Annotated in this window: 13 protein-coding genes; 4 read left to right on the top strand and 9 right to left on the bottom strand. The window is 39.0% G+C overall.

From position 1 onward, the window contains the following. Nucleotides 1-83 precede the first annotated feature (83 nt). From G0029_RS09530 to G0029_RS09545, 4 genes are all read right to left on the bottom strand, one after another. Nucleotides 84-728, bottom strand: a complete 645-nt coding sequence (locus G0029_RS09530) for an RluA family pseudouridine synthase (protein WP_180106583.1) — start codon at nucleotides 726-728, stop codon at nucleotides 84-86. 133 nt (nucleotides 729-861) lie between these two features. Further along, entirely contained in the window at nucleotides 862-1,566 is a 705-nt protein-coding gene (locus G0029_RS09535; protein WP_180106585.1) for a phosphopantetheine-binding protein, read from the bottom strand. A 161-nt stretch (nucleotides 1,567-1,727) separates the two neighbouring features. Then, the gene (locus G0029_RS09540) at nucleotides 1,728-2,060 is read right to left on the bottom strand and encodes a hypothetical protein (RefSeq protein WP_180106587.1); all 333 of its coding nucleotides are present in this window, start codon (nucleotides 2,058-2,060) and stop codon (nucleotides 1,728-1,730) included. 383 nt (nucleotides 2,061-2,443) lie between these two features. Continuing rightward, complete coding sequence (locus G0029_RS09545; RefSeq protein ID WP_180106589.1) at nucleotides 2,444-3,226, bottom strand: hypothetical protein; 783 nt, start codon at nucleotides 3,224-3,226, stop codon at nucleotides 2,444-2,446. A 156-nt stretch (nucleotides 3,227-3,382) separates the two neighbouring features. On the opposite strand from G0029_RS09545, the gene G0029_RS09550 reads away from it, so the two are divergent. Further along, nucleotides 3,383-4,297, top strand: a complete 915-nt coding sequence (locus G0029_RS09550) for a LysR family transcriptional regulator (RefSeq protein WP_180084262.1) — start codon at nucleotides 3,383-3,385, stop codon at nucleotides 4,295-4,297. Nucleotides 4,298-4,406: 109 nt separating this feature from the next. Here G0029_RS09550 and G0029_RS09555 read toward each other — a convergent pair whose 3' ends face one another. From G0029_RS09555 to G0029_RS09570, 4 genes are all read right to left on the bottom strand, one after another. Further along, nucleotides 4,407-4,823: a GlcG/HbpS family heme-binding protein gene (locus tag G0029_RS09555; protein WP_180023855.1), complete on the bottom strand. Its 417-nt coding sequence runs from the start codon at nucleotides 4,821-4,823 to the stop codon at nucleotides 4,407-4,409. A 102-nt stretch (nucleotides 4,824-4,925) separates the two neighbouring features. Beyond that, on the bottom strand, nucleotides 4,926-6,224 hold the full coding sequence (hemL, locus tag G0029_RS09560; RefSeq protein ID WP_180106591.1) for a glutamate-1-semialdehyde 2,1-aminomutase: 1,299 nt from the start codon (nucleotides 6,222-6,224) through the stop codon (nucleotides 4,926-4,928). Nucleotides 6,225-6,259: 35 nt separating this feature from the next. Continuing rightward, a complete protein-coding gene (gene thiE / locus G0029_RS09565; protein WP_180077723.1) occupies nucleotides 6,260-6,880 on the bottom strand; it encodes a thiamine phosphate synthase in 621 nt (206 codons plus the stop codon). A 592-nt stretch (nucleotides 6,881-7,472) separates the two neighbouring features. After that, nucleotides 7,473-7,856: a DUF962 domain-containing protein gene (locus tag G0029_RS09570; RefSeq protein ID WP_180084259.1), complete on the bottom strand. Its 384-nt coding sequence runs from the start codon at nucleotides 7,854-7,856 to the stop codon at nucleotides 7,473-7,475. Nucleotides 7,857-8,178: 322 nt separating this feature from the next. Here G0029_RS09570 and G0029_RS09575 point away from each other — a divergent pair, with 322 nt between their 5' ends. Continuing rightward, nucleotides 8,179-9,639, top strand: coding sequence for an inorganic triphosphatase (locus tag G0029_RS09575; protein WP_180106728.1), 1,461 nt, complete (start codon nucleotides 8,179-8,181; stop codon nucleotides 9,637-9,639). Between the two features lie 225 nt (nucleotides 9,640-9,864). Next, a complete protein-coding gene (locus G0029_RS09580) occupies nucleotides 9,865-10,296 on the top strand; it encodes a hypothetical protein (RefSeq protein ID WP_180106593.1) in 432 nt (143 codons plus the stop codon). Nucleotides 10,297-10,362: 66 nt separating this feature from the next. Here G0029_RS09580 and G0029_RS09585 read toward each other — a convergent pair whose 3' ends face one another. Continuing rightward, entirely contained in the window at nucleotides 10,363-11,052 is a 690-nt protein-coding gene (locus G0029_RS09585) for a TetR/AcrR family transcriptional regulator (RefSeq protein ID WP_227591807.1), read from the bottom strand. 117 nt (nucleotides 11,053-11,169) lie between these two features. Here G0029_RS09585 and G0029_RS09590 point away from each other — a divergent pair, with 117 nt between their 5' ends. Continuing rightward, nucleotides 11,170-12,414 carry an MFS transporter gene (locus tag G0029_RS09590; protein ID WP_180106595.1) on the top strand — a complete coding sequence of 415 codons (1,245 nt, stop codon included), beginning with the start codon at nucleotides 11,170-11,172 and terminating at the stop codon, nucleotides 12,412-12,414. Nucleotides 12,415-12,447: the final 33 nt, after the last annotated feature.

The following is a 12,447-nucleotide window of genomic DNA, read 5'->3' on the forward strand; positions in this document are numbered from 1 at the left end:
AAAATCTAGACCATAAAGCAATATATTTTGACATAAAGCCCACTAAATAGTGAGCAGAATTCTTAGGGATTTAAATGATTTTCCTAAAATGGTACAGGACAGTGAAATTCCACTGTTTGCTCTGTTTCAGGATGGTTAAAACTCAAACGCTCAGCATGTAAACATAAGCGCGGCATCAGCTGTTGTTGTTCAATTGTTGCATATAAAGTATCACCTACAATAGGATGACCTAAATATTGCATATGAACACGAAGCTGATGTGATCGACCGGTAATAGGAGTTAACACTACACGTGTTACGGCTTGACCCTGAATCTCAAAATGTTCAGTGGCTTTCCAATGCGTAAGTGCAGGCTTATTATGTGCAGGATCGGCAATATGCAGTGGCGGATGTTCTGGGTCATACACGACGGGTACATCAACAGTACCTTCACCTTCGAGCGTACCCGCAACCAATGCCTGATATGTTTTTGAAGTTTGACGTTCTTGGAACTGGCGTGAAATTCGATTTTGTCCTTGACGGGTTAATGCAAAAACCAAAATACCTGAGGTATCACGATCCAAACGATGGATGAGCAAAGTATTCGGCTCAATTTGTAATAATCGATTGATAACACAGTCTTGTAAATCTACTGTTTTTCCCGGAACTGTGAGTAAACCTGCTGGTTTATGGATCACCATAAAGTCAGTGTCACGATGTATCAGGTGTTCGGTTAGAAAATTAATCAAAGTTCAATCCAGTTCTGATCTCGAAAAACAAGGCGGCAATAATAAAAAGCTTAGCCAACAATTACAATGCACAAAGGCATATTTCCCGACGTATTTTCCGATTTAGAACAAAAATAATTCCAATTGGCTTTGTTTAGTCTGTACTGAGCAATTTTTCTAGCAATGCTTCTAGACTTGCATCATCTAAAAAGTCTTCATAACGGATGTTTGCACCATTGGCACGCCACAACCCAATTAAGCTGACCATGGCAACGGAATCGAGTCCATAACTACGTAAATCGATTAAGGGATCTATTTCCAATGCATCCATATCTAGCTGCTCTGCAATAGCCAATAAAATACCTTTGGTTGACAAAACGAATTCCGTTGGTGCTGACAGATTCCAAAGCCGCATCAAATTATAACTACTCATGTGATGAATACCTTGGCCTGATATGGAGCCCACCCACTGAATATGCTGTTCCTGATTATTCATCGCAATCGCATCATCAACGATACAGATTTGCTCTGTTACGCTATATAGATGCGACAAAATCTGTTTCAGCATCGGCGTAATTTGCCCCGCAAAAATCAGCTGCGGATGTGTCGTTGCATATTCACCAAGCTGCGGCATGCCTTGAATTAAATCATCCCCATATAAATCGACAATGGGAATCTCTAAAGCTTTGGCTTTATTGGTCAGCTGGATAATATTTTCCATCAGCTGCGTATCTTGTATGCCCTGCTGCATGCGTAAGTTTTGCAGTCCTACTAATACCAATACCGACTGTGTTGATGACAACTGCCATTTCGCTTGAGATGGTGCAAATTGGATTTTTTTGGGCATGGAATACAGCATACGGGCTCGGCACAAAACTGATGTTAGAACAACTGTTATGCTAACGCAGAATCATATCTGAAGGTGACTTTCGGCTACTGATGATTTACTTTTTGGTCAACTTTAAACTTATATATTTTTTTAATTCTATTAAGTTTATTAGATAAACCTAAGTTTTGGTTTTATTCAAATTGGGATAAAAAATAATCTTGTAAATATTCAAGTGACTTACCCTCATACAGCAAAGAAAAATCACCATCGTGCTCTTCTAAACTTGAGCTGCCATCAATAACACCCAATACATTACTAATTGAATCAATCATTACTTGTCGTAAGATTGAAAAAAAAATTCTCTTATGTTCGTCTGGCAAATTATTAAAAAAACTTATTGCATCAATAAAATAAGGATCTTTTATTTCTGATGGCAAGGTATCTGAAAACAATCCTTTATAGATTTCAAGGTTTTCGTTGATTATTCCTATTTTGAGTAAATATACTAATTCCTTTGAGTCCATAGCTGTCCATTTATTTTAATTTGTATAACGTCCATTCTTTTTAAAAGAACATAAAAAATTTTCAAATATCATTTTTTTATTTTACGATAATTTCTTTAATATTCTTTTCATTCACAAACAATATTCGAGATACATCAATACTCATCATTGTAAAATATATGTATAGCTGCTCCTCCCTAGTATACATCGCATTAAGAATTATATTTTTTTAATATATTTCCTAAATCTGTATATTACATAGTATATCAAACTAGAACTGATCATTATAAAACACACTGCTAGCACTCCAATAAGCCCTGATACTTCAAACGACCACATTTTCTAGACTGTTTTACTACAATATGAATGCTGACAAGAGCACGACCCCTGTCAGCTTATCGTATTTATTTTTGTGGTTCGACGGTAGGTGCCGACAATGGTGGTGACATCGGATGTGCCGAAGGTTCACCGCCTGCAACACGAGATAGAGGCAGCCACTGTGCAAGTATTGGATTGGTTCGGTCAAATAGTGGCGTTAACTCTAACTCAGAAGGTAACAATTCACTCAAAGAGCTCATGCTTTCAAGTTTAGCCAAAGCCTTGATGCTATCCTCAGCCGCATTACCTGTATCCACTTTGGCAGCCACGGTCACAATACTGACTTGCTTTTCATCTTGATTAAACATCAGCCAAGCACTGGACAAACCTTGCGCCTTCGCTTGCTCTCGCAAAGTCGGCCAAACCTCTTTTAGCAGCTGATCTAACTGATCATGCTGTGTCGAAAACCGCTCAAAACGAACAACATGATGCGATGTTGCTAAGGATTTAAAATCATGCGCACCAGCAACACGCCAAATATATCGCTGTACATTCAAGAAAAATGGGCGGCTCCAAAACTTTACATTCGGCTCAAACTCCAATTCTTCGCTGGTGAAACGCTCATAATCTTTTACATTTTCCCAAGTATCAAATAAGTAGCGTCCACCAGTCCAAAGCGCACCACTAAAACGGTCAAAACCAAGTGGCATATATTTGTGGCGCATGCCCGGACGCACATCCATGCTGCGACGTTCAATTTCCTGCATATTCACTAAATCATGCATCTTGATTTCACTTGCAACCGGGAAGTCTGAAGTAAACGCTGCTTCTGCCTGAATCTGGCCTGTTTCGTAGTTGAGAATCGCCATGTGTATCTCCTATATTCGTTGTGGAGTTGTATAAATAATTGCTCTCAGCCAGTGCTGAATCAGCTGTTAAACCCACTTTATCGAAAATAAATTCTTGAAAAAGATCTTCAAATTTAATTTACTTATTACATCATGTAATTAATAAGCAGAAATATTATGTTGCGTCACTATGATGATCTGCAAATCGGCAGTCTTGAATTATTCTGTTTAACCGTGGAAAAGAAAAGTTTCTCTGCTGCAGCAATTGCAGCAGGCATTTCTCCTGCCGCAGTCAGTAGAGCGATATCACGCATAGAAGCAAAATTTGGGGTAAAGCTATTTGTCCGCACTACACGCCAACTTAAAATTACCGATGCTGGGCAGCATTATTATTATTTTTGCAAACAAGCCCTGAATAGCCTACTCGAAGGTGAAATGCAAATCAGCGGTGAACAGGAACACCCCATCGGCTTACTGAAAATTAGCGTACCTACAGCTTATGCACATTATCGACTGCTGCCTAAAATGGCTAAATTTGCCGAGCTGTTTCCACACATCAAGCTCGAGATTCATGTCAGCAACCATAATGTAAATTTAGTAACTGATGATTATGATATTGCGATTCGCGGTAATGAGTTAACCGACTCTGGCTTAATTGCACGAAAACTTGAAGATGCTGCATTATGCATTGTTGCTACACCTGAATATTTGAAAAGGCACCCTGCACCTATAAACATCGAAGACTTACAGCATCACGAATGTATTTTGTTTGAATTGCCGAGTTCAGGTAAGTCTGGACCGTGGTCACTCATGGATGCAGGCAAAAAAATTATGGTTGATGTGCAAGGAAAAATTACCTGTAAAGATGATTATCTCTCGACCTTAATCTTAGCTAAATCAGGTGCGGGACTGATGCAAGTCTACCGCTTTTCAGTGGAGCAAGAATTACAAAGCGGCGCGTTGGTGGAAGTTCTCAAATCTTATAGCCAAACAACTCGGCCTTTTTATTTACTCTATCCAAAGTCTAACTATCAGTCTTCTAAACTCAAAGCATTTATCAATTTCATGCTGAATGCTTCGGCTCAATCTTAGAAAATTTCGATTTAATGCTATGGGCGAAGTTCCTAGACATTTAAATCAAAATAAAAAAAAGCCCAACATATCGATTGGGCTGAATTATCTATTTCACTCAAGATCATGCTTAGTTTTGCTGCGCGAAAAACTTCTCAATCGCCACTTGTGCAATTTCTGCATCTTGAAATGACTTTACCCCAGACACGCCCATTGCACCCACCAATTGCCCTTCATACAAAATCGGCTCACCACCTTCCAGCATGCCATTAAACGTCTGCATGGTTAAGAAACCCATCTGCCCACCTTTTATCAAATCTTCAAACAATTTAGATGGGCGCTTACTGATGGCTGAACATTTGGCTTTTTCTAAGCATAGATTTGCTGTCATTGGCGCTGCACCATCCATTCGTTTCATCGCCAATAAATTGCCTGTATCATCCATTACCGCAATGCTGACATTAAAACCTTGTTCAACTGCATAAGCATGTGCTGTGTTTAGTAAAAATTCTGCATCTGCCAAAGTTAAATAATGCTTGGTTTTCATTTAAAAATCCTTTTCTTAAAAAGCCGAATTTAAAACAACAAAAAAGCCCACAGCAGGCTGCGGGCTTTATTCTAAAGCAGAATTTACCGATTTAAATGAAAATTACTTCATTTCGGCAAAAACTTCTTTCGCCATTTCAATGGTAAATGCAATATCTTCATCGCTATGCGCGCTTGAGAAGAAACCGGCTTCAAATGCTGAAGGCGCTAAGTTTACACCGCGCTGTAACATGCCGTGGAAGAAGGTACGGAAAGCATCTACATCACATTTCAAAATTGAATCAAAACCTGTGATTTCAGTTTGATCTGTAAAGTAAATACCAAACATACCACCTACTTGCTGAGTAAAGAACGGAATGCCCGCTTCGTCTGCAGCAGCTTGTAAGCCTGCAAGCAAACCTGATAATTTTTCAGTCAAAGTTTCATAGAAGCCCGGCTGACGCAAATGTTTAAACATCTCAATACCGGCACGCATAGCCAATGGGTTACCAGACAATGTACCTGCTTGATAAACTTTGCCAAGAGGTGCAATGCATTCCATCACTTCACGCTTGCCGCCAAATGCACCCACAGGCAGGCCAGCACCAATGATCTTGCCTAAAGTAGTCAAGTCAGGCGTTACGCCATAATGCGCTTGCGCACCGCCAAGACCGACACGGAAACCTGTCATTACTTCGTCAATGATGAAGACAGAACCATGTTCATCACATACATCGCGAATGGCTTGCAAGAAACCGTCAATTGGTTTCACCAAATTCATGTTGCCTGCAACTGGCTCGACAATTACACCAGCAATTTCTGAACCGAACTTTGCAAAGCATTCTTTCAGCATGGGAATATCGTTATATGGCAGGGTTAAAGTGTGTTTGGCAAAATCAGCAGGTACACCGGCCGAAGTTGCTTCGCCTTCACCTTTAGTTAAAAGACCAGAACCTGCTTTCACTAAAAGTGAGTCTGAGTGACCATGGTAGCAGCCTTCAAATTTTACAATCTTGTCACGGCCGGTGTAGCCACGAGCAAGACGAATGGCGGTCATGGTTGCTTCAGTCCCTGAGTTGGTCATACGAACCAATTCAATAGACGGCATAATTTCGCAAATGATGTCCGCCAAAGTGGTTTCATGTACAGTTGGCGCACCAAAACTCAAACCATCAACAGCCGCGTCTTGAACTGCTTTGATAATGTCGGGCTGCGCATGACCTAAAATCATTGGGCCCCAAGAGCCGACATAGTCGACATAGCGTTTTCCGTCTACGTCATAGAGATATGCACCTTGCGCTTTTTCGATAAATACCGGTGTACCGCCTACACCATTAAATGCGCGTACAGGAGAGTTTACACCGCCAGGAATATGCTTGCTGGCTTGTTTAAATAATTGTTCTTGCTTAGCAGATAAGCTCATAAAAATTCTCTACTTATTCAATCTAAAAAATAAAATTAAGCTTGTTCAGCAAAAAGCTCAGACCATTCATAAACACGACTGCTAACAGCAGACATTGAACGACCTAATACATCACTAATCACAGCACAAAGATCAGCACCTGCTTCAATGACTTCTGCTGAATTTTCTACAGTTAAACCACCAATTGCACAAATAGGTACATTTAGTTTTGCTTTTGCTTGTTTTAGCGTTTCTAAGCCAATATTGCCTGCTTCAGGCTTAGTTTCAGTCGCAAAAATGGCGCCAAAAGCCACATAGTTTGCACCGTCTGCAATCGCCTGCTCAGCCAGTTCTAAAGAGTTATTACAGCTTCGACCGATCAAAACATTTTTAGGTAAGCGTGTTACAGCTTCAGCAATTGAACCGTCATCTTGCCCTAAATGTACACCCACACCATATTGAACTGCAGCTTCTAGATCGTCATTAATGACAAAAGGCACTTTGTACTGATTACACATATTTTTCATGTACTCAATTTCATAAGCCTGATCTTCCTTTGCCACTTTTTTACGACGATATTGCAAAACAGCAACTTCATAAGTTGCCATCGCGCCTTCAAGCTTGGCTAAAAGCAATTCGATAGGATCATCATTGGTAATGAGGTATAAACCACGCATAGTTCAATCACAACTTAAAACTTTTGAATATTATAACGATTAGGTCTGTGAAATGTTGCTTGGGGCATAAAATTTTAATGCTTTGCTGCTGAGAAAGTTATATTCCTTTTCACAGGACTACTTATATAAATGTTTAATTAAATTTTCTGTAGAAAATGGCAAAAAATACCTATTTTCAGGTATAGAACAAAACTGATACAAATTATTTAATAGTGCACCAGAAGAACTCAAAACTCAGCGCATAAAAACACAACACTTTTATAAAAATAAAAATGTGTAACCTATTAGACTTTTTGGTGCTTGGTAAGAAACGTTTTGGGGAGCGTTCAGAGCATCAAAAAGTCTAGCCTATTTTATAAAAGTTTTTATTGTAATATTTTTCAAATAATAGACTTTTCTAAAGCCATAAAAAAAGCCTAGAGAAGGTCACTCTAGGCTCGGAAAACTGGGGTTTATCAACTATTCATGTTTTATATCAGAAGTAAATAAACAATATGATCATTATTAGACTAATCACTCTAATTTTGCAAGTCATTTACTCAAAATAATCACACCCATATCCATAAAAATTAAGCGTTTGATTAATAAACAATTAACTATCAATCTTATCTAAATTGCGGTCTTGTAAGCTTAAGTTCCCCTTCACAATATCAGACAGCATGCGCCAATCGGAAATAAAACTGTACAAAGGTTGCTTAAAACTAGCTGGCTTATTTTTTTCAAAGAAAAAATGTCCGACCCATGCACAGGCATAGCCTGAAACCAGGCCATAAGCAAAATACTTCGGTTGTCTTTTTAAAATTGCTTTTGCAAAGAAATAGAGTCCTATACTGCTGCCTGTGGCATGTAAACGTCGGCTCATGATATTTCGATGTTCAGTCAAATAAAATCGATAAAATTGCGAGTAGTCACGAATAGGTAACTGAAATTCGGGCTTTAAATCTCGATTAAACTCGGGTTGTACTTGTGAATTCATTTTGTGCTCATCCTGAACTTATTTTTAATCAACATAGCTCAAAACTCGCCCACTTTAAAGGCGTAAAATTTTATTTTGTCCCAATGTAACTCAAGCAATAGTGAATTATACAATTGATGGAATATCCATCTTTTAAAACTTTTCTTAGTCCAAAAGCAGAGTTTTCAAATCCGTCAAGTCTTACTTCTCAACTGTTTTTCGCTACAATCGATACGCGTTTAGCTGATAGAAAATTTACGCACATTTTAGTTTTTCATTTTTATAAAAATTTAAAGATCGCTTTATGCCAGATCATGAAGTTGTAACATCAGGACAGAAAACCATGGTTGAAGTTGAATTAAAGTTCCAGATTCCAGAAGCACGTCGAACTGCATTATTAAAGGCACTCGATCCAAAAAAATCGGAACAAATTCAACTTAAAGCTAAATATTTTGATACCCCAGATCGAAAAATGGCACAGCAGCATGCAGCCTTGCGTCAACGTCTAGAGGGAACGCGTTGGATTCAAACTTTGAAAGCTGCAGGTAAAAGCCACATTGAACGGTTTGAACATAATCTTGATTTGGGCGAGCAAGAACAAGCTCCTGCCCTAGATTTAGCTGTTTATAGCAATGAAGCTGAAGTTCAGTCAGTTTTAAAAACCACTTTAGGCGATCAGCAGGATTCGTTACAACTTCAGTTTGAAACAGATATTCTCAGAACTTATCGCGTCATAGAGTTTGAAGATGCCAAGATCGAAGTTTGCTTAGATGTCGGCTGTATCCGTAGCAACAATACAGAAACAGAGGTTCACGAAGTAGAATTTGAGCTTAAAAGTGGCTCTATTCAATCACTCCTTGCCTTTAGTTTTGAATGGGTTAAAAAGTACCATTTGTGGTTAGACGTTCGCAGTAAAGCGGAAATCGGTAACTTGCTGGCATTGAATCAAACTGTGAGTCCAGCAGTTGAGGCTAAAGAATTTCAACTCAGTAAAAAAGACACTGCCGCAAAAAACTTACGACTTTTAATTGCACAGGAAATGCAGCATCTTCTGCCTAATATTGCCGCAATTTCTGCAGGTGTGGCTCAGGCTGAGCACATTACACAAGCTCAGAAAGCACTCCATCATTTACAATTAACCATTTCGCTATTTAAAGATTGGAACAGTGATATCGTTGAAAAATGGGCTGTCCAATTAGGCGCATTTAAGCAGCAATTTGAACAATTACACCATTTTGAACACATGCAAAATACCTTGGGTGGCTTTTTACAAAACCCAACGACTTCAGAAAATTTAACTAAAGATATTTTGTATTGCAAAGAGAAGTTAGGCAATTTGGTTAAATCGACTCAAAATGTACATCATTATCTTGAGCTTTTAATGTTTAGTTTGAAATTCGATGATGCGCCGCAGCAACATGATTTTAAATGGTATGCTCAAACAACCCTGCAAAACCAATATAAAGCCCTCCAAGAGTCTTTAAATGATGCCGACATTAACAATTTTGAAAGCTTAGACGTGCTTTCTCAACGCATACAAGAGCTTAAATTTAGCTTCCCAGTTTTGACGTCGATTTACGATGTAAAAAATTTGCAGAAATACAGTAAAGCACTCAATGATGCACAAGTTGCGGCACAGGAATACCAAGTCCTTTCCTCTTCTGCACAGTATATTCAGCAAACAGAGCTGGAAGCTAGCGATTGGTTTGTTCTCGGTTGGTTGACGGCAAAACTAGAGGTTTATGCTGATAAGCTATTAGAAGCGACAGAACAATTCCTTGTGAGTCGAAAACTCATTAAGTAAAATCAAAAAGGGAGATTCAATGAGTCTCCCTTTTTATTTGCATCCCACATTGTCATATAGATATTCATTTGTTGAACATTCAGATTCAAAGTCGGTTAATTTCAATTCATCATTTCTTTAGTTTGACTCAGTTACATTGAAATATTTTGAGAAGCTATTATTTTTGTTTTCTGGATAAAAACTTTTAAAATAAGCTATCTGAAAAATTAGATTCAGGGTGGTTTTATGTTGAATAGTCACATACCTGTAATTCATCCCCTATTTTCATTTTCACTTATATTTATCCTTTTCCCATTACTAAGTGCTTGTAGTGAACAACATAAGCCTGTGCAAAGCACCGAATTAAGGCGCACGGCATCCTTACAAGTAGAAAAGCCGCTTTCTCCAACTCAAAACTTTGATCAGACACGACGAACCTTTAAAGTCCTGCGCAATAATAATGAGGACTATGGTGATGAGTCTTACCAAATCAAAACCGATGCTGGCACACTGAGTATTTACAGTATGAACTTGAATCCACAGCAAGGTCAGCTACTATCCAGCGTCAAGTTTGGAGAATGTCTAACTCTATCGAGTCAAAGTGACAATTTAATTGCGGTTGATGGTTATATCAGTGTAATGGAATTAGGCGACATCAAAATTCACCCCTGCAAATAAACTTCAGCATATAATTTGCATATCAGTCATTCAAAAAAAACTAAAAAATTGCCTAAGACTATGCTGCTATTGGGGGCTTAATTCATGATCCATACTGATTGGGCCTTGTGCTAAAAACTCCCATGATTTCATCGCATTACTCACCATACGCTGTAATTGCGTCAAGGCCATACCATCACGTGCTTGTATGGTCATCCCTTGCAATAAGGTCATATAAAAATCAGTCAATTGCTCTGCATGAGCCAAACTTTCAATTTCCGAATTTTGCACGCCTATAGCGAGCCGATCCATAATTTTTGTTTTGGTATAGGCACGACGTTGTTTGAGCTGTTCTTGTACGGTTTGGTTTTGCTGTGAACAATTCATTGTTGCCACCACCACCATACAACCTTTAGGTTTTTTGGCTTGTACCAAATGCTGAATACTGTCATATAGGTACAATTCCATCGCAATTTTAGCCGTTTGACCTGCTTGTAGAATTTTTTCTGCAGGCTGAACTTCGTGTTCACTATAGTATTCAATACATTTTTCAAAAAGCGCCGTTTTGTCGCCAAATGTGCCATATAGGCTAGGTGCCGTGATATTCAAAGCTTGAGTTAAATCACTGATCGACGTTCCTTCATAGCCAAATTGCCAAAACAACATCATCGCCTTTTCCAAAGCTTGCTGTTCATTAAAACATTTAGGTCGTCCACGCTTCTTGACCGTATCGGCTGGATTAGCGTGCTGATTTTCTTGCTTTGAATCATTCATCATAAGCTAACATTTATATTTTATAACGTTCACTAATAAAATAATTGACGCTCACAATTTAATCAAATAATTTATTTTTATAACAGTCACTATTAAATTAAATAATTAAGGTGTAACGCTATGAATCCGCATGCTACAGCTTTAAAACCAGATGTACCGTTGGCGCAGCAGCCTGATGAATCTTCTCCTAATCAAGGGAATTGGTTTGCAATCCTCACGGTTGCCATTACAGCTTTCGCACTAGTCACCAGTGAGTTTTTACCTATTGGTGTGTTAAATGCCATTGCTCATGATTTAAAGATTAGTGTAGGTACCGCAGGTTGGGTGATTACCCTCCCTGGCATTATGGGTGCGATCGCAGCGCCCCTGCTTTCTGTTGCTGTGAAGCAACTTGACCGTCGTATCTTACTGATTACCTTAACCGTGATTATGGTCATTTCTAATTTTATAACTGGCTTCGCAGAAAGCTTTGCGCTGTTGTTGTTTAGCCGTTTTCTATTGGGTATTGCTATCGGTGGATTTTGGGCAACAGCCATAGCTTTGAGTGGACGTGTCGCACCCAGTCATCTCGCCATTGCCAAAGCCACTGCGATCGTCATGGCAGGGGTTACTTTAGCGACGGTATTAGGTGTTCCACTAGGTACATGGCTAAGTGACTGGTTAGGTTGGCGTAGTGCATTTCAAATCATTGCAGCAATCGGAATCATCATCTTAGTTTTAGAAATCAAATTTCTCCCAAAACTTCCACCGACATCGGCTATTCGATTTAGTGATTTACCTGCACTGATTCAACATGATAAAGCACGTAAAGGACTGATTATTATTTTATTAATTGGTTTTGCTCATTTTTCGTCTTATAGCTATCTCGCCCCATTTTTTAAGAATCATGCAGGCTTTGATGCGACCACCATCAGTTCATTATTATTGATCTACGGCATCGCAGGTTTCTTTGGTAATTTATTTGCAGGTTATGGCAGCAACATCAATGTCCGCTATACCCTTGCTTTTGTTGCATTCAGTTTTATCGTGGTATTTTTTAGCTTTCCACACTTTGCAGTTCACCTATTCGGTGCATATCTTTTAACCGCATTATGGGGTTTCGCTTTTGGGGCATTTCCTACAACGGCCAATATCTGGATGTTTGTACATGCCCCTGAAGCAGTTGAAAAAGGCATGCCGCTGTTTATTGGTATTTTCCAACTCATGATCGCGTGTGGCTCTCTGTTTGGCGGCTATATTGTCGATCATTTTAATGCCAATACCTTATTGTATTCGGTGATGATCTTTGTCGCCTTCGCCATAGTGGCTATTTTCACATTAGGGCGTGGATTAAATAATCCAAAGCTTCCTTGTGCAGCGAACTAAGTCCACGCTCTAACTAATGTCGTCAAAACATTT

The organism is Acinetobacter sp. YH12138 (assembly GCF_015218525.1).
Classification (GTDB): domain Bacteria; phylum Pseudomonadota; class Gammaproteobacteria; order Pseudomonadales; family Moraxellaceae; genus Acinetobacter; species Acinetobacter amyesii.